This is a genomic window from Gilliamella sp. wkB18 (assembly GCF_001690875.1).
Lineage (GTDB): Bacteria > Pseudomonadota > Gammaproteobacteria > Enterobacterales > Orbaceae > Gilliamella > Gilliamella apicola_A.
On record NZ_LZHM01000079.1, the window covers coordinates 18,175 to 41,617 of the forward strand.

Here is a 23,443-nt window from a genome sequence, read left to right on the forward strand (position 1 = left end):
TTGGGAGTTTTATTTTTTCCATATCCAGCTAAACTGAAAAGTTGAAATATTAATTAATAAAAGTCATTTTAATAATTTTTTTGAATAATTTTTAAGTTTTTTGTATACTTAAAGTGTTATTGTTTATTATTTACCACCTATTAATTTAGAAATATAAGGGAAGTTATGAAAAAAATATTATTTATTTTGTTAACTGCATTGTTTTCAACTGTGGCTTATGCCAGTGAGTGTGAAACCTTTTGGAAGCAAGAAAATTATGACAAAGCTTTTTCTGCCTGTAAAGTGGAAGCTGAACAAGGTGATATGAAAGCTCAATTTAATTTGGCGGTTGCTTATGATGAAGCTAGAGGTACCAAAAAAGATCTTGGGCAAGCTCTATATTGGTACACTAAATCAGCAGAGCAAGGATTAGATGAGGCACAATATAATTTAGCGCTTATGTATGATGAAGGTGAAGGCATTGATGAAGATAATGAGAAAGCCGTATATTGGTACACTAAAGCTGCAGAACAAGGGTTAGCAGGAGCACAATATAATTTAGCGCTTATGTATGATGAAGGTGAAGGCATTGATGAAGATAATGAGAAAGCCGTATATTGGTATACTAAAGCTGCAGAACAAGGGTTATCGGAAGCACAATATAATTTAGCGCTTATGTATGATGAAGGTGATGGTGTCGAGAAAAATAAAGAAATGGCTATATCTTGGTATAAGAAAGCTGCTGCTCAAAATAATGCACAAGCATTAAATAATTTAGGCGCAATATATTATAATGCCCAAGGCGTAGAAAAAAATAAAGTGTTGGCCAGAAAGTATTTTAAACAAGCTTGTACACTCGGTTTAGAAGACGCCTGTGATAATTATAAACTTAGATAAATAAATAGATTCAAGTTGAACTGTCTTTCTTTATTAAGACAGTTCTTTTAATAAATAAAAATATGAATTAAAAAATGGTGACTTATTCTGTCATCACAAGTGCTTTTTTGATATAAATTGGCTCAATAGGTACATTTTGATGTGGTCCAATGCGTTTTGTTGGGACATTTACGATCTTATCAACAACATCCATTCCTTTTATAACTTTACCAAATACTGCGTAGCCATAGTCTTTTGGAGGATTATGGTTAAGAAAATTATTATCAACGACGTTAATGTAAAATTGGCTAGTTGCACTATCAATAACATTGGTTCTAGCCATTGCAATTGTACCACGAACATTTTTTAAGCCATTATCTGCTTCATTTTTAATTGGTGCATTATTATTTTTGAATTTTAGATGATCGTCAGCACCTCCACCTTGAATCATAAAGCCAGGAATCACACGGTGAAAAGTTAAATTTTCATAGAACCCGCTATTAACATAATTAAGGAAGTTTTGTGTGCTAATAGGAGCATGTTTACTATCTAACTCAATTTCGATATCTCCCATGCTAGTTTGTAGTAGCACTTTGGTGTCGGCTAAAGCGAGTGAAGAGAGTAGAGAAAAACACAGAGCAATAAATAATGTTTTGATTTTTTCCATATATTAAATCCTTTATCCAATTGGTTGGCTGATTATACCGGATATTTGATTATTTTAAATAACATTTATGCAAAATAAGCGCGAATTTTGTGTGATGGATCGAGATGTTATTTATTTTTTTGTAATCAATAGGTTAATAAATATATTTTAAACAAGCCTGCTTATTAGAAAATTTATAAACAGATAGAAAAATTAGTTTGTTTCGATTCTGAAATATCTTATTGTATTTATTGGTTGTGAATTGTATGCGTTGTATTTTGTGTAATATGCCTTTGTTTTTGTCTCATCATGGCATCTGTAGTCAATGTGTTAAAAACTTACCTAAATTTAATCGGGTTTGCTATCAATGTGGTTTGCCTCATTCATTAACCACAAAAATTTGTTATCGGTGTCGAGATCGAAAACCTTATTGGGATGAGCTTATTGCTGTCACTGAATACGTTAATCCATTGAAAAAGTTAATACATCATGTAAAGTTTTATAATAAAATTGAATTAACCTTGGCGTTAGCCAGATTGATGATTTTAGCATGGTATCAAAAACGGCAAATGATGGGGCTTGAAAAGCCTGACTTGATAACTTGTGTTCCTTTACATCATATTCGCTATTGGTCTCGAGGTTATAACCAGGCTGAATTATTAGCAAAGCCAATTGCTAAATGGTTAAATCGGGATTTTTACCCTTATTTATTACATCGTAAACAATATACGCCCGATCAAAAGAATTTATCTCTTAAAGAACGAATGCAGAATGTCGAAACACTTTTTACCTGTCGACAAAACATTGCACATAAATCAGTCATGCTAATTGATGATATTGTTACAACAGGTAATACGATTAATGCAATTTGCCAGCAATTAAAAATTTGTGGTGCATCTAATATTCAAGTGATGTGCTTATGCCGTACGCTATTGTAAAATATCAAACAAGCCCTATAATAACCAAGAGAGTTAGTCAACTATTTATTAGATCAATTTGGATTTTCAAATATTTAATTGTCTTAAAGTGAGGGATTATGTCTATTATTACTATTTCTGAGTCAGCTCAACAGCATTTTAGAAAGTTACTTGTTAATCAATCAGATGGAACACAAATTCGTGTGTTTGTTATTAACCCCGGCACGCCAAGTGCTGAGTGTGGCGTTTCTTATTGTCCAATTGATACTATAGAGGACAATGACATAGAAGAAAAATTTGAAGGTTTTTCAGTATATATTGATGAAATTAGTGCACCATTTTTAGAAGAAACAGTGATTGATTATGTGACGGATGAATTAGGTTCTCAACTAACATTAAAAGCCCCCAATTCTAAAATGAAAAAGGTAGCTGATGATGCGCCGTTAATTGAACGAGTTAACTATGCTATTCAAGCTCAAGTTAACCCTCAGTTAGCTAGTCATGGTGGATATGTTAGTTTGATTGAATTAACCGAGGATAATTATGTTGTTTTGCAATTTGGTGGCGGGTGTAATGGTTGTTCAATGGTTGATTACACCTTGAAAGAAGGAATTGAAAAACAGCTATTAGCCGCATTTCCTGAACTTGCAGGGGTAAAAGATATTACAGAACACCAAGCTGGAACGCATTCTTTTTGTTAAGAATGATTAAATAAATTTTATTTAAGCCTTGCTTATTGCTAGGATTAAGTCATAATCGCATGACATTCGCCAGTTCATTTTATGATGGGGTTTTATGAATCAAGTTAGCATCATTTCAGATCTTATCGTTTGGATTGAAAAAAATCTGGAGCAACCATTATCTATTGATCATGTTGCACAAAAGTCAGGTTATTCAAAATGGCATTTGCAGCGCATGTTTAAGCAGGTAACTGGTCAAGTGCTTGGTACTTATATTCGTCATCGACGCCTAACTTATGCTGCGCTCTCTTTAAGAATGACAAGCAAACCGATTCTAGATATTGCTATGCAATATCGTTTTGATTCACAGCAGACGTTTACGCGATCTTTTAAAAAACAGTTTAATCAAACGCCTGCTAGTTACAGACGCGCTGAATTTTGGGATCCTACAGGTTTAACTCCCGCAATTGAATTAAATAAAAATAAGCTTACATTACCAGAACCTACATTCGTTAATATGCCAAAACAAACCTTTTGGGGTATTTCCTATAAAAATAACTGTAATTTAAGTAAATTATTAGATGAAAAACATAAATTAAGGGTTCAATTCTTTCAAAACTATTTTTCTCGTTATACTCATAAAAATGAGCTTTTACCTGATAAAATTTATGCTTTTAATCGAATTTTAAAAAGTAAAGATAATGCTAATGAACAAGAACAGCTTTATACTATTGCGTTAGAACAAAATAATCACCTAGAATATATTGAACAAGTTGTTAGCGAAGGTGGTTTGTATCTTTGTTTTAAATATATTGGTACACCGGATAATTTTGAAGACTTTGTTTCACAAGTTCATTTAGCTGCTATGCCAGCTTTAAAAGTATATTTACGTTCTGGTTGTTTAATCGAAATTCATCATAATCGTGATAGAAATACGGTTGAATCTGCAAAAGATATCCAATGTATTGAATGTGATTATTGTGTGCCTATTGCAACAGAAAATGAAGTTATTCTAAGGTAATCATCCGTAGTAAAACCTAATCTTTTTTATTTATAAATAATGTCGTGGATAAATATTGTTTAATAAGCTGATAGCTAATTTAATAATGTTTTTTCTAACCATGCTTTAAATTCAGGTGTTACTTCTTTTAAACTATTTGAGCCGCGTGTGACAGTAGCAATACCGATTCCTAATTCATCTTTTAGTTGTCTTTGATTGATAGAACCATCCAGTAATAAATGGATAATTTTAACTCGCGTAAATAATGCATCGCGTTCATCGGCTGTCATTAATAATTTCAATATATCAAGAGAATACCCATCGTTAAACGCTTGGTGTAATATTTTAACTGTTTGTTCCCATTCATTAGTTTTCATTATGATCACCATTAATATTGTCTGTTAATTTCGTTTATTGTAAGAATATTGCTTTTTGGTTGGTCTAAAATGATTTTATAAATATAATCGTAAACTAATACATTTTTGACATAGTTCCTTGTTTCAGTAAATGGAATACTGTCTATAAAGGCAACAGCATCAAGTTTTCCATTACTATTTTTGAGCCAACGTTTGACTCGACTTGGTCCAGCATTATAAGCAGCTGATGCTAATATACGATTATTATCATTTTGTTCATAAACATTATTGAGATAATATGTTCCTAATTGAATGTTTGTAGCCGGTTCAAATAATTGATTGGATGAGTAATAAGCGATAGTACTAACTTTTTTGGCAGTTTCTTTTGCTGTAGCAGGCATTAATTGCATTAAACCACTTGCCCCAGCAGAAGATTGGATAGTCGTATCAAGAGCGCTTTCTTGGCGAGATATTGCTAAAGCATAAGAAAGCGTAATGCTTTTATTTTTTAATGCTTCATTATATATATCTTTATACATAAGTGGTAAACGCTCTGACCAGTTATTCCAAAGCTTACCTAATATGGTTGCCTGAATGCTGAGATCTCCCCAACCTCTTATATAGGCATATTGAGCTAAAGGAAGATATTCATCATTATTTACTTTGTTGTTCAAGAAGTATTGCCATTCACGACTTGATTCAGATAACATTTTCCAGTAGCGTAACTCACTGATTCTTTTTATAATTGTTTGATTATCATACTTATTTTTTAATGTTGAAATTTCTGATTGTGTAAGCGTTTTTGATTCATTATTAAGAATATAAGGTTGATTAAGCATTTGAGCACTGACCATGCCATAAAACCCACGATTGGCTGATAATTTTTTTAGAACTGCGTTTGCTTCATTTTTCTTATTATTCTTTAACAAAACTCTAGCTTGCCAATATTGCCAATCTTCTTTTAATTGATCTTCGGGTTTTAATTGTGTTAACCAATAGGCAATGCCAGTATAGTCATTGGCATCAATAGCAAGGCGAATGCGTTTTTCAACTAATGCTGTGTCATGATATTTAGCAATATAATTATCACGCCATTTTATTTGTTTATCTGTTGCCGAATCATTAAAGTAACTGTTAGCTAAACTTTTTTGTAATTGAATGTGTTCAGCTTTATTTAATTTTTGTTGTTTCACTAATTGAGGTAATAATTTTTCAGCAAAATTCGTATCGATTCTTACTAAACGAGGAAAAAAAGCTAATACTACTTTTTTAGTAAAAGTACTTGCTTTAATGTTTTTAGCGAAATCTTGTAATTTTCGAGGATTATCAAATAAGCCAAGTAAATTGCTTTTTATAGTTTTATAATCTTCATCCAGTAAATTTGTTAGATAACGTGCTAATTTAAGGTTATTAGATTCAATAGCTAATTCAATACGTAAAAGTATAGAGTTAGCTGTTCGTTTTCCTGCTTTTGCCCATGCATCAAGTAAAGGATCACATGTTGCAGGGAGCTCTCTTCCTGTTAACCATATTGATTCAATATTATTTAACACAGATTCATTATTATTACCTTGTTGTAATAAAGCATATTGATAGCGGCAATTGGATGCAATTGAAGTATCTTTGGTAAAAGAAACAATTGCATTCCAATCTTGACGATTAGTTAATTCTGCTAAGTAAGACTGAATTAATACAGCAGTTAAAGGAAAATCATTGTATTGATTGACAAAGTCATTTACCATATCCGTCGAGACAGTTGTGATATTTTTTTTATAAAACTGAGTAGCTGCATAGGGATAAAGTGGGTAATCCTTTAACGAATTAAGTAATGTTTTTTGTTCACCGAGGCTTAATGATTGATAAGAATTAAGCCATTTTTGATAGTTTGCTCTTAAATCTTGTTGAGAATTGCTTGCAATAGCATTCTTAGAAAGAATTAGTCCCACTATAAAAAAATAACGTAATACCATTTTCATTCTTTTAACTCCCACGTCAAAATGACTTATAGATTAGCATATTATTGTATAATCCGTCGATATTGATGAAAAACTGGTTATTTAATTCCTACTAAAATACTCAACTAAATACTTGACTAAATTAAAAGGTTATATAAAATGTACTTTATCATGTTGAGGGGAATAATTAATGAAGTTGACATCAAAAGGGCGATATGCGGTAACTGCAATGCTGGATGTTGCGTTGCATTCTGATTCAGGTCCTGTATCACTTGCTGATATTTCAGAACGTCAAGAAATATCGCTTTCTTACCTTGAACAACTGTTCGCTCGTTTACGTAAAAATGGTTTGGTGCAGAGTGTTAGAGGTCCAGGTGGTGGTTATATACTTAGTCGTAGTATGGATCAAATTGCAATTAGTGCAATTGTTAAAGCTGTTGATGAAACAGTGCATGCGACAAAATGCCATGGCAAAGACGGATGTCAAGGTGGTGTTAGATGCCTAACACACACACTTTGGAATGATTTAAGTGAACGAATTGAAGATTTTTTAACAAGTATTACGTTAAGCGAGTTAGTCAATAATGAAGAAGTGAAAGAAGTAGCTAACCGACAAAGTAATATACAACACGTTCAAATTAATTAATAAAATAGAATACAGAATTTTTCATTGGGAGTAATTAATGAAACTACCTATTTATATGGATTATGCAGCAACAACGCCTGTAGATCCTAGAGTTGCTGAAAAAATGATGCAGTATTTAACGCCAGACGGTATATTCGGTAATCCAGCATCTCGTTCCCATAAATTTGGCTGGCAAGCTGAAGAAGCTGTTGATATTGCCCGTAATCAAATTGCCGATCTTATTGGTGCTGATTCACGCGAAATTGTTTTTACTTCAGGGGCAACTGAAGCAGATAATTTAGCAATCAAAGGTGCTGCTCATTTTAATCAAGCCAAAGGTAAGCATATTATTACTTGTAAAACGGAGCACAAGGCCGTGCTTGATACTTGTCGCCAACTTGAGCGAGAAGGTTATGAAGTGACTTATTTAACGCCAGAATCCGATGGGATTCTTGATCTTGATAAACTTGCAACGGCTATGCGTAGTGATACAACAGTTGTATCAATTATGCATGTCAATAATGAAACGGGTGTAATACAAGACATCGAAAAAATTGGTGAGATGTGCCGTGAAAGAGGCATTGTTTTTCATGTTGATGCAACTCAGTCTGTTGGTAAATTACCAATTGATGTAGCTAATTTACAAGTTGATTTAATGTCATTTTCAGGCCATAAGATTTATGGGCCAAAAGGTATTGGCGGACTTTATGTAAGACGTAAACCACGTGTACGTATTGAAGCGCAAATGCATGGTGGTGGTCATGAACGAGGTATGCGCTCTGGTACTTTACCTGTGCATCAAATTGTGGGTATGGGGGAAGCATATCATATAGCTAAACAAGAGATGGCAACTGAAATGCCTCGTTTATTAGCCTTAAAGAATCGTTTATGGAATGGCTTAAAAGACATTGAAGAGGTTTATTTAAATGGTTCTTTGGAGCACAGTGTGCCAAATATCCTGAATGTGAGTTTTGCTTACATTGAAGGTGAATCGTTGATGATGGCTTTAAAAGATTTAGCTGTTTCATCTGGTTCTGCATGCACATCTGCTAGCTTAGAGCCGTCTTATGTATTACGAGCATTAGGGCTTAATGATGAGCTTGCTCATAGTTCAATTCGTTTTTCTCTTGGTCGTTTCACAACGGAAGAAGAGATTGATTATGTTATTAAATTAATTAAACAATCTATCGGAAAATTAAGAGATTTATCGCCGCTCTGGGAAATGTTTAAAGATGGCGTTGATTTAACAAAGATTAAATGGTCAGCACATTAAAATTGGGAGTAAATTATGGCATATAGTGAAAAAGTCGTTGATCATTATGAAAACCCACGTAATGTTGGTTCGTTTGATCAAAATGATCCTAATGTTGGTAGTGGTATGGTTGGTGCACCAGCGTGTGGTGATGTGATGCGTCTACAAATCAAAGTGAATGATAACGGTATTATTGAAGATGCTAAGTTTAAAACTTATGGTTGTGGTAGTGCGATTGCATCGAGTTCTTTGGTTACAGAATGGATAAAAGGTAAATCATTAGACGAAGCAAAAGCTATTAAAAATACGGATATTGCTAAAGAACTTGCTTTACCTCCGGTTAAAATTCACTGCTCAATTCTAGCGGAAGATGCAATTAAAGCTGCTATTGATGATTATAAAACCAAAAAAGGACAACGTTAATGGCAATCACATTGACTAATAGCGCAGCTGATCGTGTTCAAGCTTTTTTGGCTAATCGTGGAAAGGGCATTGGGTTACGATTAGGTGTTAAAACATCGGGTTGCTCTGGCATGGCTTACGTTTTAGAGTTTGCCGATGTGATTAATGATGATGATAGTGTTTTTGAAGATAAACATGTCAAAGTTATCGTGGATAAAAAAAGTTTAGTTTATATTGATGGTACTGAACTTGATTTTGTTAAAGAAGGATTAAATGAAGGTTTCAAGTTTAATAATCCTAATACGAAGAACGAATGTGGTTGTGGCGAAAGCTTTAATGTGTAATTGGACACAATAATTATGGTTAATTACTTCGAGCTATTTAGTTTGCCAGTTCAATTGCCGGTTGATGTTACTCAGCTAACAACTCATTATCAGCAATTGCAAAAGCAATATCACCCAGATAACTTTGCTGTTGTAAATGATATTGATAAAGTGGCAATTGTTCAAAAGTCAGCAATCATTAATGATGGTTATCATACGTTAAAAAATCCTATTAAAGCCGCTGAGTATTTTTTATCTCTACAAGGTTTTGATGTAGCAACTGAACAAAGTATTATTCATGATACTGATTTTTTAATGGAGCAATTTGTTTTACGTGAAAGACTTGATGATATCGAAAGTAAAGATAATTTTGAATTATTAGATGATTTTTATGCGGACATTGTTGCTCGTCAAAAGATAGTCTATAACGAATTATTACAATTTATTGCTAATCAAGAGTGGTCAAAAGCACTTAATCAGATCTATAAAATTCGCTATTTTGCCAGATTGATTGAACAAATCGAAAAGTTACAAGAAAAGCAATTTGATTTATAATTTAAGATAAGTAACGTATCGATAGAGATAGATTAAATGGTATTATTACAGATCAGCGAACCAGGACAAACTCCACTACCACATCAGCGCCGCCTTGCTGTGGGAATTGATCTTGGTACAACTAACTCATTAGTAGCAACAGTACGAAGCGGACAAGCAGAGGTATTGCCTGATCTAGAAGGTAATCCGCTATTGCCATCCGTTGTGCATTATGGCGTCGATCATGATGATAACTCTGTTATCACGATTGGGACAAATGCCAAAGAAAATGCTGTGAATGATCCGCAAAATACAGTTAGCTCTATTAAGCGATTAATGGGGCGAAGTTTATCTGATATAGATTCATCACAATTTCCATATACTTTTTCACAAACTGAAAATGGGGTTCCTTTATTAAATTTGCCTAATGAGCAAGTAAATCCAATACAAGTTTCATCAGAAATTTTGATAGCGTTAACTGAGCGAGCAAAAGAGAGCTTGCAAGGTGAAATTGATGGCACGGTTATTACTGTGCCGGCTTATTTTGATGAGGCACAACGGCAAGCAACAAAAGATGCGGCAAAATTAGCCGGTTTGCATGTATTGCGCCTACTTAATGAACCTACAGCAGCTGCAATTGCGTACGGCTTAGATTCAGGAAAGGAAGGTATAATTGCTGTTTATGATTTAGGTGGTGGTACTTTTGATATTTCTATTTTACGATTAAATAAAGGTGTTTTTGAAGTTCTAGCAACAGGTGGTGATTCAGCTCTTGGCGGTGATGATTTTGATCGGTTACTTGCTGACTATATAAAAGAGAAATTAGGATTAACTAATAATATAGACCCTTATATTAATCAAAAAATCAGCAACCAAGCTACTAAAATAAAGATTTTACTAAGTGAACAAGACTCGGCTGTATTTTCTCTTCATAATCAATCCTTGACTATTACTCGCCAGCAATTTCAACAATTAATTGAACCATTGGTTAAACGTACTTTGGCTGTTTGTCGCCGTGCGTTAAAAGATGCCGAAGTTAATGTGGATGAAGTAGTTGAAATTGTTATGGTTGGTGGATCTACTCGTGTGCCATTAGTGCGAGAATTAGTAGGGCATTATTTTAAAACTAATCCCTTAATATCTATCGATCCTGATAAAGTAGTTGCTATCGGTGCAGCTATTCAGGCCGATATTTTGGTTGGCAATAAACCCGATTCTGATATGTTATTGCTTGATGTTATCCCATTGTCGTTAGGCATTGAGATCATGGGTGAATTGGTCGAAAAAATTATTCCACGTAATAGTACAATTCCGTGTGCAAGAGCTCAAGAGTTTACCACTTTTAAAGATGGCCAAACTGCGATGATGGTTCATGTTTTACAAGGAGAACGTGAAAGTGTTGCTGATTGTCGATCTTTGGCTCGTTTTACTCTGCAAGGTATTCCACCGATGCCAGCTGGTGGCGCACACATTAAGGTGACTTTCCAAGTTGATGCTGATGGTTTATTAAGCGTAACAGCAATGGAAAAATCAACGGGTATTGAAGCTGCTATTGAAGTAAAACCTTCATATGGACTAACTGATAATGAAATTGCCAATATGATTCAAGATTCAATCAGTTACGCAGAGCAAGATAAACAGATTCGAATGCTTGCCGAACAAAAAGTTGAGGCTGCTAGAGTGCTTGAAAGCTTACAAAGTGCCTTAGATAAAGATGCTGACTTATTAAATGAAAGTGAATTAAACCATATTTTAGTTGCTAAGCATCAATTACAAGCTGTAAGTGAGTCAAATGACAGTTATGCAATTGAGAAACAAATTAAAATTGTTGATAAAGTAACACAAAATTTTGCAGCTAAGCGAATGGATAGGTCAATTCGTCATGCTTTAACTGGTCATAGCGTCGATGATATTTAACTAACGAGATTATTATGCCAAAAATTACATTTTTACCTAATGCTGATCTTTGTCCTGAAGGCAAAACTGTTGAAGCCGAAGAAGGTGAATCTATTTTAGAAGTAGCATTGCGCAATGATATTGAAATTGAGCATGCTTGCGAAATGTCATGTGCTTGTTCTACATGCCACTGTATTGTTCGCAAAGGATTTGATTCTCTAGGCGAAAGTGATGAGCAAGAAGATGACATGCTAGATAAAGCTTGGGGTGTTGAACCTCATAGCCGCCTAAGCTGCCAAGCGCGTGTTACAAACGAAGATTTAGAGGTTGAGATTCCAAGATATACTCTTAACCATGCCAAAGAAGATCATTAGTAAGTCACTTTGTAGTGACTTACTACCTCATTATTATTTTATTAACAAATAAGACGCTATTTAATAGCGTCAAATCTAATCAAAAAAGTGTGCGATAAAAATTTTATTATTTATTAAACAAGTCATTTATTAATAATTATTCCTTGCATTAGTTGTTTATTTACGTATAATTATTAGCACTTTACTTACTGACTTATCAGTGGTAAATGCATACAACGGTATAATTAATATGTAAAATTATTGAATTATATCAACAATACTTCCGATATGGGAGTTACGAAAAGAACGGATTACACTCTCCTGTCAATCGAAACAGGGTAAGAGGAGTAGTCTTTTGTTATAACTTTTAAATAGTGGAGCTCTGGTCTCATGTCGAACCAAAGAATCCGTATCCGGTTAAAAGCGTTTGATCATCGTTTGATTGATCAATCAACTGCTGAAATTGTAGAAACTGCGAAGCGCACAGGTGCGCAGGTTCGTGGTCCTATTCCATTACCGACACGCAAAGAGCGTTTTACTGTATTGATTTCTCCGCACGTGAATAAAGATGCGCGCGATCAATATGAAATTCGCACTCATAAACGTCTAGTTGATATTGTTGAGCCAACTGAAAAAACAGTTGATGCTTTAATGCGCCTAGATCTTGCTGCCGGTGTTGATGTGCAGATCAGTTTAGGTTAATCCTAGGCTGTATGATTGAGAGGTCGAAACAATGATTGGTTTAATCGGTCGTAAAGTAGGAATGACACGAATCTTCACTGAAGAAGGTGTTTCTATTCCTGTCACCGTAGTTGAAGTTCAAAGTAACCGCGTTACTCAAGTTAAAACACTTGAAAATGATGGTTATCAAGCTATTCAGGTTACCACTGGTAGCAAAAAAGCAAGTCGAGTAAATAAACCTGAAGCAGGTCATTTCGCTAAGGCTGGCGTTGAAGCTGGTCGTGGTCTATGGGAATTTCGTTTTGAACAAGGCGAATTTAATGTAGGTCAAAGTATTAACGTTGATATTTTCACTGACGTTAAAAAAGTTGATGTTACTGGGACATCTAAAGGTAAAGGTTTTGCTGGCGTTACTAAGCGCTGGAATTTCCGCACTCAAGATGCAACACATGGTAACTCTTTGGCACATCGTGGTCATGGTTCTATCGGTCAAAACCAAACCCCAGGTAAAGTGTTCAAAGGTCGTAAAATGGCAGGTCACCTAGGTAATGAACGTGTAACTGTTCAAAACTTAGATATTGTACGTGTTGATGCAGAACGTAACCTTTTATTAATTAAAGGTGCAGTACCAGGTGCAATCAATAGTGACGTAATTGTTAAACCGGCAATCAAGGCTTAACGTCGAGGAGATAGAGATGGAATTAGTAGTAAAAGACGCGAAAGCGCTTTCTGTTTCCGAAACTACCTTCGGACGTGAGTTTAATGAAGCGTTAGTTCATCAAGTAGTTGTTGCTTATGCATCTGCTGCTCGTCAGGGTTCTCGCGCACAAAAAACTCGTGCAGAAATCGCTGGTTCAGGTAAAAAACCATGGCGTCAAAAAGGTACCGGTCGTGCTCGTTCAGGTTCTATTAAGAGCCCAATCTGGCGTAGTGGTGGTGTAACATTTGCAGCAAAACCACAAGATCATAGCCAAAAAGTTAACCGTAAAATGTATCGTGGTGCATTAAAGAGTATTTTCTCTGAATTAGTGCGTCAAGAACGTTTAATTGTAGTTGAAACATTTACTGTTGAAGCACCTAAGACTAAATTATTAATTCAGAAATTAAATGATATGAATCTTAATGATGTTCTTATCATCACATCTGAAGTTGATGAAAATCTTTTCTTAGCAGCACGTAACTTATATAAAGTTGATGTGCGTGATGTGGCAGGTATTGATCCAGTTAGTTTGATTGCATTTGACAAAGTAGTTATCACTGTTGATGCCGTTAAACAAGTAGAGGAGATGTTAGCATGATTCGTGAAGAGCGTCTGCTTAAAGTCCTGCGAGCACCACATGTTTCTGAAAAAGCATCCATTTCAATGGAAAAAACAAATACATTAGTATTAAAAGTTGCTAAAGATGCTACTAAGAGAGAGATTAAAGCCGCAGTTGAACAACTATTTGAAGTTAAAGTAGATGACGTTAATACACTTGTTGTTAAAGGCAAAGTTAAGCGTCGTGGTCAACAAATCGGTCGCCGTAGCGACTGGAAAAAAGCTTACGTAACTTTAGCAGAAGGTCAAAATTTAGACCTTACTGGCGTCGCTGAGTAATTCGGAGGAGTAAGAACAATGGCAGTTGTTAAATGTAAACCTACATCTCCGGGTCGTCGCCACGTTGTTAAGGTGGTTAACCCAGAGTTGCATAAAGGTAAACCTTATGCACCATTGCTTGATTCAAAAAGCAAAACTGGTGGTCGCAATAATAATGGTCGAATCACTACTCGTCATATCGGCGGTGGTCATAAACAGCATTACCGTATTGTTGACTTTAAGCGAAATAAAGATGGTATTCCAGCGGTTGTTGAGCGTTTGGAATATGATCCAAACCGTAGTGCAAATATTGCATTAATTTTATATAAAGACGGTGAGCGTCGTTATATTTTAGCGCCTAAAGGCTTAAAAGCAGGTGATCAGATCCAATCTGGTGTTGATGCATCAATTAAAACAGGTAACTGTTTACCAATGCGCAATATTCCAGTCGGTTCTACCGTACATAATATTGAAATGAAACCAGGTAAAGGCGGACAACTTGCTCGCTCTGCTGGTAGTTATGTTCAAATCGTTGCACGTGATGGTGCTTATGTAACATTACGTTTGCGTTCAGGTGAAATGCGTAAAGTATTATCTGATTGCCGTGCTACTATCGGTGAAGTAGGTAATTCAGAGCATATGCTTCGCGTATTAGGTAAAGCGGGTGCGACGCGTTGGCGTGGTGTTCGTCCTACTGTTCGTGGAACAGCAATGAACCCGGTAGACCATCCACATGGTGGTGGTGAAGGTCGTAACTTTGGTAAACATCCTGTGTCTCCATGGGGTCAAAAAGCCAAAGGATTGAAAACGCGTAGCAACAAACGTACTGATAAGTATATTGTTCGCCGTCGCAATAAGAAATAATTAATATAGAGGATTAGCTATGCCACGTTCTCTCAAGAAGGGTCCTTTTATTGACCTACACTTGCTGAAGAAGGTAGAGAAAGCGGTGGAAAGCGGGGACAAGAAACCAATTCGTACTTGGTCCCGTCGTTCAACGATCTTTCCTAATATGATCGGCTTGACCATCGCTGTCCATAATGGTCGTCAGCACGTTCCAGTTTATGTTTCCGATGAAATGGTTGGGCATAAATTGGGTGAATTCGCGCCGACTCGTACTTATCGCGGCCACGCGGCGGATAAGAAAGCTAAGAAGAAATAAGTAGGAGAAAGAGATGGAAACAATTGCAAAGTACCGCCACGCTCGTTCTTCTGCACAAAAAGTTCGCTTAGTTGCAGATCTAGTTCGCGGTAAAAATGTGTCTCAGGCACTTGATATTTTAACATACACCAATAAAAAAGCGGCTGTACTTGTTAAAAAAGTATTAGAGTCTGCTATTGCTAATGCAGAGCATAACGATGGTGCTGATATTGATGATCTAAAAGTTGCGAAAATTTTCGTAGACGAAGGCCCAACCATGAAGCGCATTATGCCTCGTGCGAAAGGTCGTGCAGATCGCATTTTGAAGCGTACGAGTCACATTACCGTGATCGTCTCAGATCGCTAGGCTGGAGAATAGCAATGGGTCAAAAAGTAAATCCAAATGGTATCCGACTAGGCATTGTTAAGCCTTGGACATCTACATGGTATTCGGGTACAAAGACATTCGCTGATAATTTAGAAAGTGATTTTAGGGTGCGTGAGTTCTTGAATAAAGAATTAGCTCAAGCATCAATTTCTAAAATTGTGATCGATCGTTCAGCAGAAACTAACGTTCGCATTACTATTCATACTGCTCGTCCGGGTATTGTGATTGGTAAAAAAGGTGAGGACGTTGAAAAATTACGTAATGCCGTAGCTTCTATTGTCAATAAATACAAAGACAAAAGAGAAAAACGTGATGTTGCAGTGCAAATTAATATTGCTGAAGTTCGTAAACCTGAACTAGATGCTAAATTAGTTGCAGATAGCATCACTTCTCAGCTTGAACGCCGTGTTATGTTCCGTCGTGCTATGAAACGAGCGGTTCAAAATGCAATGAAAGCAGGTGCTAAAGGTATCAAAGTTGAAGTAAGTGGTCGTTTAGGCGGCGCTGAAATTGCTCGTAGCGAATGGTATCGTGAAGGTCGAGTACCTTTACATACATTACGAGCTGATATTGACTATGGTTTATCTGAAGCATTAACTACCTATGGTATTATTGGTGTTAAAGTGTGGATCTTCAAAGGTGAGATCCTTGGTGGTATGGCTGCCGTTGAACAAGCAGAAAAACAACCTGCTGCTCAACCGAAAAAGCAGCGCAAAGGCCGAAAACAATAAGGAGCGTCGCTGATGTTACAACCAAAGCGTACAAAATTCCGTAAAGTGCACAAGGGCCGCAATCGTGGTCTTGCTGTGAGTACTGACGTTAGTTTCGGTACATTCGGTCTTAAGGCTGTGGGTCGTGGTCGTTTGACTGCGCGCCAGATCGAAGCAGCACGTCGTGCAATGACTCGTGCAGTTAAGCGTCAAGGTAAAATCTGGATTCGAGTTTTCCCTGATAAGCCAATTACTGAAAAGCCACTTGAAGTGCGTATGGGTAAAGGTAAGGGTAACGTTGAATACTGGGTTGCTCAGATTCAACCAGGTAAAGTCCTTTATGAGATGGACGGAGTACCGGAAGAAGTTGCTCGTGAAGCATTTGCGTTGGCAGCTGCAAAACTGCCAATTAAAACCACCTTTGTAATTAAGACGGTGATGTAAATGAAAGCAAAAGAGCTACGCGAAAAAAGCGTTGAAGAGTTAAATACTGAACTTCTTAATTTATTACGTGAGCAATTTAACTTACGTATGCAATTAGCTGGAGGTCAGTTGACACAGACTCATATGTTAAAGCAAGTGCGTCGTAATGTTGCACGTGTTAAGACATTAATAACTGAGAAGGCGGGTGCGTAATATGACTACTGAAGTAAAAATTCGTACTCAGCAAGGTCGTGTTATTAGCGACAAAATGGATAAATCCATTACTGTGGCTATTGAACGTAAAGTGAAGCATCCGTTATATGGTAAGTTCATAAAACGTACGACTAAATTGCATGTACATGATGAAAACAACGAGTGTGGTATTGGGGATACTGTAGAAATTAAAGAGTGTCGTCCGTTATCAAAAACGAAATCTTGGACTCTTGTTCGAATCGTAGAAAAAGCGGTGATTTAATCTATTTGATTAAAAACCGAACATAATATAATAAGCGGCTAATCGTAGCCGTTTATTTTATGCTATCCATTTTATTTGAGTGGTGTTATACTATGTGCCCTCACATATATGTGGTTTTTTGGTTGTCTATTCTTATCCATGGTTGTTGAGGTGGATGAAGGTAGATTAGACAATAATTTATTTAAACGGAGCATTAAAATGATCCAAGAACAGACTAGGCTCGATGTTGCTGATAATTCTGGCGCACGTAGCGTAATGTGTATCAAGGTTCTCGGTGGATCGCACCGTCGTTATGCAGCGGTAGGTGATATCATCAAAGTTACCATTAAAGAAGCAATTCCACGTGGTAAAGTTAAAAAAGGTGATGTTCTTAAAGCTGTTGTCGTGCGAACTAGAAAAGGTGTTCGTCGCCCTGATGGTTCTGTCATTCGTTTCGATCGTAATGCTTGTGTTATTTTAAATAATAACAGTGAGCAACCGATTGGTACGCGTATTTTTGGACCGGTCACTCGTGAACTTCGTTCAGAGAAGTTTATGAAGATCATTTCATTAGCACCAGAAGTACTTTAAGGAGCGGGAAATGGCAGCGAAAATCCGTCGAGATGATGAAGTTATCGTGTTAACTGGTAAAGATAAAGGTAAGCGCGGTAAAGTGAAAAGCGTTTTGTCTACTGGTAAAGTGATTGTTGAGGGTATTAACTTGGTGAAAAAACACCAAAAACCTGTACCGGCACTGAATCAAGAAGGTGGAATTGTTGAGAAAGAGGCAGCAATTAATGTTTCTAATGTGGCAATTTATAATCCTGAAACAGACAAAGCAGATCGTGTAGGCTTTCGTTTTGAAGACGGTAAAAAAGTCCGTTTTTATAAGTCTACTAATAAGTTAATCAATTAAGTAATTTGGAGTGTACGATGGCGAAACTGCATGATTACTACAAAACACAGGTAGTAAATAAGCTGCAAGAACAGTTTGGCTACAAATCTGTCATGCAAGTCCCTCGGATCGAAAAGATCACCTTGAATATGGGTGTGGGTGAAGCAATTACTGATAAGAAATTATTAGATAATGCTGTTGCAGATTTAGCTGCAATCAGTGGTCAAAAACCACTAGTCACTAAAGCACGCAAATCAGTTGCTGGTTTTAAAATCCGTCAAGGGTATCCTATTGGTTGTAAAGTCACTTTACGTGGCGAACGTATGTGGGAGTTTTTTGAACGTCTAGTTTATATTGCCCTTCCTCGCACCCGAGATTTTCGTGGTCTAAGCGCAAAATCTTTTGATGGTCGTGGTAATTATAGCATGGGTGTTCGTGAGCAAATCGTTTTCCCTGAAATCGATTATGATAAAGTTGATCGTGTTCGTGGTTTAGATATTACTATCACAACAAGTGCACAATCAAATGAAGAAGGCCGAGCTTTATTATCTGCCTTTAACTTCCCATTTCGTAAGTAAGGTAGGGTATAATGGCTAAACAATCAATGATTGAACGCGATAAGAAACGCGTTAAGCTAGCAGAAAAATATTTTGCAAAGCGTCAAGAATTAAAAGCGATTATCTCTGATCTTAATGCATCAGATGAAGATCGTTGGAATGCAGTGCTTAAATTGCAAACGCTTCCTCGTGATTCTAGTCCATCACGTCAACGTCGTCGTTGTCGTCAAACAGGTCGTCCTCATGGCGTCCTTCGTAAGTTTGGTTTAAGCCGTATTAAGGTTCGTGAGTCAGCCATGCGTGGTGAGATTCCTGGTCTTAAAAAGGCAAGTTGGTAATCAGGGGAGTGTTATAGATGAGCATGCAAGATCCTATAGCAGATATGTTGACCCGTATTCGTAACGGTCAAGCTGCGAATAAAGTTGCAGTCACCATGCCTTCCTCTAAGCTAAAAGTGGCAATTGCCAATGTGCTAAAAGAAGAAGGTTACATCGGGGACTATAAAATTGTTGGTGACACTAAGCCGGAACTGGAAATTACACTTAAGTATTTCCAAGGTAAAGCTGTTGTAGAGAGCATTAAACGTGTTAGTCGTCCAGGTTTACGTATTTATAAGCGTAAAGATGAATTGCCAAAAGTTATGGCTGGACTAGGTATCGCAGTTGTTTCTACTTCTAAAGGTGTTATGACTGATCGAGCAGCACGCCAAGCAGGTCTTGGTGGTGAAATTATCTGCTACGTAGCGTAAGGGAGAAAAAAATGTCTCGTGTTGCAAAAGCACCTGTCGTTATTCCTGCTGGCGTAGAGGTAAAACTCAATGGTCAGGTAATTACGATTAAAGGTAAAAATGGCGAGTTAACTCGTACAATAAATAATGCTGTTGTTATTAATCAAGAAGAAGGACAAATTAAATTTGCCCCTCGAGATGGTTTTGCTAATGCTTGGGCTCAAGCAGGTACCGCTCGGGCGTTAATTAATGCAATGGTTATTGGTGTTACTGAAGGTTTTACTAAAAAACTTCAGCTAGTTGGTGTCGGTTATCGTGCACAAGTTAAAGGTAGTGAAATTGGTTTATCTCTTGGATATTCTCATCCAATTGAGCATCAGCTACCTGCAGGTGTAACCGCTGAATGTCCTTCTCAAACTGAGATCGTTCTGAAAAGTGCTGATAAACAGTTAATTGGACAAGTTGCAGCAGATATCCGTGCTTATCGTCGTCCTGAGCCTTATAAAGGTAAAGGTGTTCGTTACGCAGATGAAGTTGTGCGTACTAAAGAAGCTAAGAAAAAGTAAGGTAACACTATGGATAAGAAATCAGCTCGTATCCGTCGTGCAACTAAAGCGCGTCGCAAGATGCATGAACTACTTGCAACTCGCTTGGTGGTTCATCGCACTCCGCGTCATATTTATGCGCAGATTATCGCACCAAACGGATCAGAAGTACTGGCAGCTGCTTCTACTTTAGAAAAAGCTATCAGAGAAAGTTTAAAATACACCGGAAACAAAGATGCAGCAGCAGCAGTTGGTAAAGTAATTGCAGAGCGTGCATTAGCGAAGGATATAAAAGAAGTTTCTTTTGATCGTTCAGGTTTCCAATATCATGGTCGAGTTCAGGCGCTAGCAGATGCTGCTCGCGAAGCTGGCCTACAGTTCTAAGGTAGGAGTTAAAGATGTCAAACATCGAAAAACAAGCTGGTGAACTGCAGGAAAAACTAATCGCAGTTAACCGAGTTTCTAAAACCGTAAAAGGTGGTCGTATTTTTAGTTTTTCTGCACTAACAGTTGTTGGTGACGGTAATGGCCGCGTAGGTTTTGGATATGGTAAGGCACGTGAAGTGCCAGCAGCAATCCAAAAAGCAATGGAAAAAGCACGTCGTAATATGATTAATGTTGCTTTAAACAATGATACTTTACAGCATCCAGTTAAAGGTGCTCATACAGGTTCTCGTGTTTATATGCAACCAGCATCAGAAGGTACTGGTATTATTGCCGGTGGTGCAATGCGTGCCGTTTTAGAAGTTGCTGGAGTTCGTAACGTTCTAGCTAAAGCATATGGTTCTACTAACCCAATTAATGTGGTTCGTGCAACGATTGATGGCTTAGAAAATATGAAATCACCAGAAATGGTTGCTGCTAAGCGTGGTAAAACCGTCGAAGAAATTTTGGGGTAATTAGCCATGGCAAAAACAATTAAAATTACACAAACGCGTAGTTCTATTGGTCGTCTACCGAAGCATAAAGCAACGTTAGTTGGTTTAGGATTGCGCCGTATTGGTCATACTGTTGAACGTGAGGATACTCCTGCAATTCGAGGTATGGTGAACCAAGTTTATTACATGGTTAAAGTGGAGGAGTAATAGTAATGCGTTTAAATACTTTATCTCCTGCTGAAGGTTCAAAGCATGCATCTAAACGTTTAGGCCGAGGAATCGGTTCTGGTTTAGGTAAAACTGGTACTCGTGGTATTAAAGGTCAAAAATCTCGTTCAGGTGGTGGCGTGCGTCGCGGCTTTGAAGGTGGTCAAATGCCTTTATATCGTCGTTTACCTAAATTTGGTTTTACCTCACGTAAGGCACAAGTTACGGCACAAGTTCGTCTTTCTGATTTAATGAAAGTCGAAGGTGAAATTGTTGACCTGAATAGCTTGAAAGTTGCTAATGTGATTAATTCACAAATTGAATATGCGAAGATTATGTTATCTGGCGAAGTAACAAAACCAGTAACAGTTCGTGGTATTCGAGTAACTAAAGGTGCAAAAGCTGCAATTGAAGCTGCTGGCGGAAAAATTGAGGAATAAGTAGAAAAATGGCAAAGCAACCAGGATTAGATTTTCAAAGTACACGTGGTGGTAGTGGGGAGTTGCAAAAACGATTAATGTTTGTGCTATTGGCGCTAATTGTTTTTCGTTTAGGTTCTTACATCCCGGTTCCTGGTATTGATACTAAAGCGTTATCGGATTTACTAACACAAGCATCATCAAATGGTATTGTGGGTATGTTCAATATGTTCTCTGGTGGTGCTTTAAGCCGTGCTTCAATTTTTGCATTAGGTATAATGCCTTATATTTCTGCATCAATTATTGTACAGTTATTAACGGCAATTAGTCCTAAGTTAGCAGAATTGAAGAAAGAAGGTGAATCAGGGCGTAAGAAAATTAGTCAATATACACGCTATGGTACATTAGCTTTAGCGATTGTGCAGTCGATTGGTATTGCAACTGGTTTACCAAACATTCCTGGCTATGGTCATGTGGTGATTAATCCTGGATTTTCTTTCTATTTTATTGCATCGGTTAGTTTAATTACTGGCACTATGTTTCTTATGTGGCTCGGCGAGCAGATTACAGAGCGAGGCGTAGGTAATGGAATTTCAATCATTATCTTTGCTGGTATTGTGGCTGGTCTTCCTCATGCAATATATGAAACAATTGAACAAGCTCGTTCTGGAAATTTACATCCGATTTTATTGTTAGTTGTTGCAGCATTAGTGATTGGTGTGACTTATTTTGTTGTATTTGTTGAACGCGGTCAGCGACGAATAGTTGTTAACTACGCACAACGCCAACAAGGCCGTCGTATCTATGCGGCACAATCGTCACACTTACCATTAAAGATTAATATGGCAGGGGTTATTCCTGCAATATTTGCCTCAACAATTGTTATGTTACCATCTATGATGGCTTCTTGGTTTCAAGGAGATGGGGAAGGATGGAGATATATTATTGTGCTTATTGGACAATATTTCTCACATGAACAACCGTTATATATAATCTTTTTTGCGGCAGCGATTATCTTTTTTTGTTTCTTTTATACAGCGTTGGTTTTCAACCCAAGAGAAACAGCTGAACAATTAAAAAAATCTGGTGCATTTATTCCAGGTATCCGTCCAGGTGAACAAACATCTAAGTATATTGACAAAGTAATGACACGTTTAACGCTAATTGGCGCTATTTACATTACTTTTGTATGTTTGGTCCCAATGTTTATGACAAGTGCAATGAAAGTTCCTGTTCAATTCGGTGGAACTTCTTTATTAATTGTTGTTGTTGTAATCATGGATTTTATGGCACAAGTACAGACTTTAATGATGCCAAATCGTTATGAGTCAGTGTTAAAGAAAGCGAATCTTAAAGGCTATGGCCGATAAGTTAGCCCGAAGTTACGGAGAAAAAAATGAAAGTTCGTGCTTCAGTCAAGAAATTATGCAGAAATTGTAAAATCATTAAACGCAATGGTATTGTTCGAGTTATTTGCGTTGAAGGTAAACACAAACAACGTCAAGGTTAATTATTTAACTGTAAAGTTGAAATTTTGTATATTTTACTTGCCAAAGTATAGTAAAGCTGGCTAGAATAGCCAGCCTAATTTATTTGTAAACTCACTATTTGAGTATCCTGAAAACGGGCTTTTCAGTATGGTGAGTTTGCTAACATTAACAAAAAAAGGAGTGCATAGTGGCCCGTATAGCAGGCATTAACATTCCTGATCAGCAACATGCTGTAATTGCTTTACAAGCAATTTATGGTATCGGAAATACCCGTGCTAAGACAATTTGCGCTGAAGCTGGTATTCCTGAGAATGTTAAGATCAGAGAACTATCTGAAGATCAGATTGAAAAGTTACGCGAACAAGTCGCTAAATTTACTGTTGAAGGTGATTTACGTCGTGAAGTAACTATGAGTATCAAGCGTTTATTAGACCTTGGTTGTTATCGTGGCATGCGTCATCGTCGTGGACTTCCTGTCCGTGGTCAACGCACTAAGACTAACGCTCGTACCCGTAAGGGACCGCGTAAGCCAATCAAGAAATAATTGAGGTGATAAAT

General features: G+C 36.9%; 38 protein-coding genes. 35 read left to right on the plus strand and 3 right to left on the minus strand.

Annotated elements, in window-relative coordinates; genetic code table 11:
- Positions 1 to 165: 165 nt before the first annotated feature.
- Complete coding sequence (locus A9G48_RS08430) at positions 166 to 876, plus strand: tetratricopeptide repeat protein (RefSeq protein WP_051825434.1); 711 nt, start codon at positions 166 to 168, stop codon at positions 874 to 876.
- An 82-nt stretch (positions 877 to 958) separates the two neighbouring features.
- Here A9G48_RS08430 and A9G48_RS08435 read toward each other — a convergent pair whose 3' ends face one another.
- Positions 959 to 1,522 (minus strand): peptidylprolyl isomerase, encoded by a 564-nt coding sequence (locus A9G48_RS08435; protein ID WP_034947955.1) that lies wholly within the window; start codon positions 1,520 to 1,522, stop codon positions 959 to 961.
- A gap of 245 nt (positions 1,523 to 1,767) precedes the next feature.
- Between A9G48_RS08435 and A9G48_RS08440 the strand changes: the two genes are divergently transcribed.
- From A9G48_RS08440 to robA, 3 genes are all read left to right on the plus strand, one after another.
- Positions 1,768 to 2,439, plus strand: coding sequence for a phosphoribosyltransferase family protein (locus A9G48_RS08440; protein WP_034947958.1), 672 nt, complete (start codon positions 1,768 to 1,770; stop codon positions 2,437 to 2,439).
- Positions 2,440 to 2,537: 98 nt separating this feature from the next.
- A complete protein-coding gene (gene nfuA, locus A9G48_RS08445; RefSeq protein WP_141670623.1) occupies positions 2,538 to 3,119 on the plus strand; it encodes a Fe-S biogenesis protein NfuA in 582 nt (193 codons plus the stop codon).
- Between the two features lie 94 nt (positions 3,120 to 3,213).
- Entirely contained in the window at positions 3,214 to 4,119 is a 906-nt protein-coding gene (robA, locus tag A9G48_RS08450) for an MDR efflux pump AcrAB transcriptional activator RobA (protein WP_034947961.1), read from the plus strand.
- 74 nt (positions 4,120 to 4,193) lie between these two features.
- Here robA and trpR read toward each other — a convergent pair whose 3' ends face one another.
- Positions 4,194 to 4,475 (minus strand): trp operon repressor, encoded by a 282-nt coding sequence (trpR, locus tag A9G48_RS08455; RefSeq protein WP_218055685.1) that lies wholly within the window; start codon positions 4,473 to 4,475, stop codon positions 4,194 to 4,196.
- An 11-nt stretch (positions 4,476 to 4,486) separates the two neighbouring features.
- Positions 4,487 to 6,430 (minus strand): murein transglycosylase, encoded by a 1,944-nt coding sequence (gene sltY, locus A9G48_RS08460; RefSeq protein WP_065576073.1) that lies wholly within the window; start codon positions 6,428 to 6,430, stop codon positions 4,487 to 4,489.
- A 169-nt stretch (positions 6,431 to 6,599) separates the two neighbouring features.
- Here sltY and iscR point away from each other — a divergent pair, with 169 nt between their 5' ends.
- The 31 genes from iscR to rpsM all read left to right on the plus strand — a co-directional run bounded on the left by iscR (position 6,600) and on the right by rpsM (position 23,429).
- Positions 6,600 to 7,055: a Fe-S cluster assembly transcriptional regulator IscR gene (iscR, locus tag A9G48_RS08465; RefSeq protein ID WP_034947969.1), complete on the plus strand. Its 456-nt coding sequence runs from the start codon at positions 6,600 to 6,602 to the stop codon at positions 7,053 to 7,055.
- A gap of 37 nt (positions 7,056 to 7,092) precedes the next feature.
- Positions 7,093 to 8,307: an IscS subfamily cysteine desulfurase gene (locus A9G48_RS08470; protein WP_034947971.1), complete on the plus strand. Its 1,215-nt coding sequence runs from the start codon at positions 7,093 to 7,095 to the stop codon at positions 8,305 to 8,307.
- A 15-nt stretch (positions 8,308 to 8,322) separates the two neighbouring features.
- Positions 8,323 to 8,709, plus strand: a complete 387-nt coding sequence (iscU, locus tag A9G48_RS08475) for a Fe-S cluster assembly scaffold IscU (protein WP_034947973.1) — start codon at positions 8,323 to 8,325, stop codon at positions 8,707 to 8,709.
- Positions 8,709 to 9,032 (plus strand): iron-sulfur cluster assembly protein IscA, encoded by a 324-nt coding sequence (gene iscA / locus A9G48_RS08480; RefSeq protein ID WP_034947975.1) that lies wholly within the window; start codon positions 8,709 to 8,711, stop codon positions 9,030 to 9,032. Before iscU ends, iscA begins: the two co-directional genes overlap by 1 nt.
- Positions 9,033 to 9,047: 15 nt before the next feature.
- A complete protein-coding gene (hscB, locus tag A9G48_RS08485; protein ID WP_065576074.1) occupies positions 9,048 to 9,566 on the plus strand; it encodes a Fe-S protein assembly co-chaperone HscB in 519 nt (172 codons plus the stop codon).
- A 36-nt stretch (positions 9,567 to 9,602) separates the two neighbouring features.
- Entirely contained in the window at positions 9,603 to 11,462 is a 1,860-nt protein-coding gene (hscA, locus tag A9G48_RS08490; protein ID WP_034947980.1) for a Fe-S protein assembly chaperone HscA, read from the plus strand.
- 14 nt (positions 11,463 to 11,476) lie between these two features.
- Positions 11,477 to 11,815: an ISC system 2Fe-2S type ferredoxin gene (gene fdx, locus A9G48_RS08495; RefSeq protein ID WP_034947983.1), complete on the plus strand. Its 339-nt coding sequence runs from the start codon at positions 11,477 to 11,479 to the stop codon at positions 11,813 to 11,815.
- Between the two features lie 369 nt (positions 11,816 to 12,184).
- The gene (gene rpsJ / locus A9G48_RS08500; RefSeq protein ID WP_006120582.1) at positions 12,185 to 12,496 is read left to right on the plus strand and encodes a 30S ribosomal protein S10; all 312 of its coding nucleotides are present in this window, start codon (positions 12,185 to 12,187) and stop codon (positions 12,494 to 12,496) included.
- A gap of 31 nt (positions 12,497 to 12,527) precedes the next feature.
- Positions 12,528 to 13,154, plus strand: a complete 627-nt coding sequence (rplC, locus tag A9G48_RS08505) for a 50S ribosomal protein L3 (protein WP_034947986.1) — start codon at positions 12,528 to 12,530, stop codon at positions 13,152 to 13,154.
- Between the two features lie 16 nt (positions 13,155 to 13,170).
- Complete coding sequence (gene rplD, locus A9G48_RS08510; protein WP_034947988.1) at positions 13,171 to 13,773, plus strand: 50S ribosomal protein L4; 603 nt, start codon at positions 13,171 to 13,173, stop codon at positions 13,771 to 13,773.
- Positions 13,770 to 14,072, plus strand: coding sequence for a 50S ribosomal protein L23 (gene rplW, locus A9G48_RS08515; protein ID WP_034947991.1), 303 nt, complete (start codon positions 13,770 to 13,772; stop codon positions 14,070 to 14,072). Before rplD ends, rplW begins: the two co-directional genes overlap by 4 nt.
- An 18-nt stretch (positions 14,073 to 14,090) precedes the next feature.
- The gene (rplB, locus tag A9G48_RS08520) at positions 14,091 to 14,915 is read left to right on the plus strand and encodes a 50S ribosomal protein L2 (RefSeq protein WP_034947994.1); all 825 of its coding nucleotides are present in this window, start codon (positions 14,091 to 14,093) and stop codon (positions 14,913 to 14,915) included.
- A 19-nt stretch (positions 14,916 to 14,934) separates the two neighbouring features.
- On the plus strand, positions 14,935 to 15,213 hold the full coding sequence (gene rpsS, locus A9G48_RS08525; RefSeq protein ID WP_024496505.1) for a 30S ribosomal protein S19: 279 nt from the start codon (positions 14,935 to 14,937) through the stop codon (positions 15,211 to 15,213).
- Between the two features lie 13 nt (positions 15,214 to 15,226).
- Entirely contained in the window at positions 15,227 to 15,559 is a 333-nt protein-coding gene (rplV, locus tag A9G48_RS08530) for a 50S ribosomal protein L22 (RefSeq protein ID WP_034947997.1), read from the plus strand.
- A gap of 14 nt (positions 15,560 to 15,573) precedes the next feature.
- Positions 15,574 to 16,311: a 30S ribosomal protein S3 gene (rpsC, locus tag A9G48_RS08535; RefSeq protein ID WP_025314388.1), complete on the plus strand. Its 738-nt coding sequence runs from the start codon at positions 15,574 to 15,576 to the stop codon at positions 16,309 to 16,311.
- 12 nt (positions 16,312 to 16,323) lie between these two features.
- On the plus strand, positions 16,324 to 16,734 hold the full coding sequence (gene rplP, locus A9G48_RS08540) for a 50S ribosomal protein L16 (protein ID WP_025314389.1): 411 nt from the start codon (positions 16,324 to 16,326) through the stop codon (positions 16,732 to 16,734).
- Entirely contained in the window at positions 16,735 to 16,926 is a 192-nt protein-coding gene (gene rpmC / locus A9G48_RS08545) for a 50S ribosomal protein L29 (protein ID WP_034948000.1), read from the plus strand. It abuts the gene before it with no gap.
- 1 nt (position 16,927) lies between these two features.
- Entirely contained in the window at positions 16,928 to 17,188 is a 261-nt protein-coding gene (rpsQ, locus tag A9G48_RS08550; RefSeq protein ID WP_034911151.1) for a 30S ribosomal protein S17, read from the plus strand.
- A 198-nt stretch (positions 17,189 to 17,386) separates the two neighbouring features.
- Entirely contained in the window at positions 17,387 to 17,758 is a 372-nt protein-coding gene (gene rplN / locus A9G48_RS08555; protein WP_025314392.1) for a 50S ribosomal protein L14, read from the plus strand.
- A gap of 10 nt (positions 17,759 to 17,768) precedes the next feature.
- Positions 17,769 to 18,083, plus strand: a complete 315-nt coding sequence (gene rplX, locus A9G48_RS08560) for a 50S ribosomal protein L24 (protein ID WP_034948003.1) — start codon at positions 17,769 to 17,771, stop codon at positions 18,081 to 18,083.
- 17 nt (positions 18,084 to 18,100) lie between these two features.
- On the plus strand, positions 18,101 to 18,640 hold the full coding sequence (gene rplE, locus A9G48_RS08565; RefSeq protein ID WP_034948006.1) for a 50S ribosomal protein L5: 540 nt from the start codon (positions 18,101 to 18,103) through the stop codon (positions 18,638 to 18,640).
- Between the two features lie 11 nt (positions 18,641 to 18,651).
- On the plus strand, positions 18,652 to 18,957 hold the full coding sequence (rpsN, locus tag A9G48_RS08570) for a 30S ribosomal protein S14 (RefSeq protein ID WP_025314395.1): 306 nt from the start codon (positions 18,652 to 18,654) through the stop codon (positions 18,955 to 18,957).
- Between the two features lie 17 nt (positions 18,958 to 18,974).
- Complete coding sequence (rpsH, locus tag A9G48_RS08575) at positions 18,975 to 19,367, plus strand: 30S ribosomal protein S8 (protein WP_034948010.1); 393 nt, start codon at positions 18,975 to 18,977, stop codon at positions 19,365 to 19,367.
- An 11-nt stretch (positions 19,368 to 19,378) separates the two neighbouring features.
- Complete coding sequence (gene rplF, locus A9G48_RS08580) at positions 19,379 to 19,912, plus strand: 50S ribosomal protein L6 (protein ID WP_034948013.1); 534 nt, start codon at positions 19,379 to 19,381, stop codon at positions 19,910 to 19,912.
- Positions 19,913 to 19,921: 9 nt separating this feature from the next.
- On the plus strand, positions 19,922 to 20,275 hold the full coding sequence (rplR, locus tag A9G48_RS08585) for a 50S ribosomal protein L18 (RefSeq protein ID WP_034948016.1): 354 nt from the start codon (positions 19,922 to 19,924) through the stop codon (positions 20,273 to 20,275).
- A 14-nt stretch (positions 20,276 to 20,289) separates the two neighbouring features.
- Positions 20,290 to 20,790 (plus strand): 30S ribosomal protein S5, encoded by a 501-nt coding sequence (gene rpsE, locus A9G48_RS08590; RefSeq protein ID WP_025314399.1) that lies wholly within the window; start codon positions 20,290 to 20,292, stop codon positions 20,788 to 20,790.
- Positions 20,791 to 20,796: 6 nt separating this feature from the next.
- Positions 20,797 to 20,976: a 50S ribosomal protein L30 gene (gene rpmD / locus A9G48_RS08595; protein ID WP_025314400.1), complete on the plus strand. Its 180-nt coding sequence runs from the start codon at positions 20,797 to 20,799 to the stop codon at positions 20,974 to 20,976.
- Between the two features lie 5 nt (positions 20,977 to 20,981).
- A complete protein-coding gene (gene rplO, locus A9G48_RS08600; RefSeq protein ID WP_034948019.1) occupies positions 20,982 to 21,416 on the plus strand; it encodes a 50S ribosomal protein L15 in 435 nt (144 codons plus the stop codon).
- A gap of 8 nt (positions 21,417 to 21,424) precedes the next feature.
- Complete coding sequence (gene secY, locus A9G48_RS08605) at positions 21,425 to 22,765, plus strand: preprotein translocase subunit SecY (protein ID WP_034948022.1); 1,341 nt, start codon at positions 21,425 to 21,427, stop codon at positions 22,763 to 22,765.
- Between the two features lie 26 nt (positions 22,766 to 22,791).
- Positions 22,792 to 22,905 carry a 50S ribosomal protein L36 gene (gene rpmJ / locus A9G48_RS08610; protein WP_025314403.1) on the plus strand — a complete coding sequence of 38 codons (114 nt, stop codon included), beginning with the start codon at positions 22,792 to 22,794 and terminating at the stop codon, positions 22,903 to 22,905.
- Between the two features lie 167 nt (positions 22,906 to 23,072).
- Entirely contained in the window at positions 23,073 to 23,429 is a 357-nt protein-coding gene (gene rpsM, locus A9G48_RS08615) for a 30S ribosomal protein S13 (RefSeq protein WP_034948025.1), read from the plus strand.
- Positions 23,430 to 23,443 lie beyond the last annotated feature (14 nt).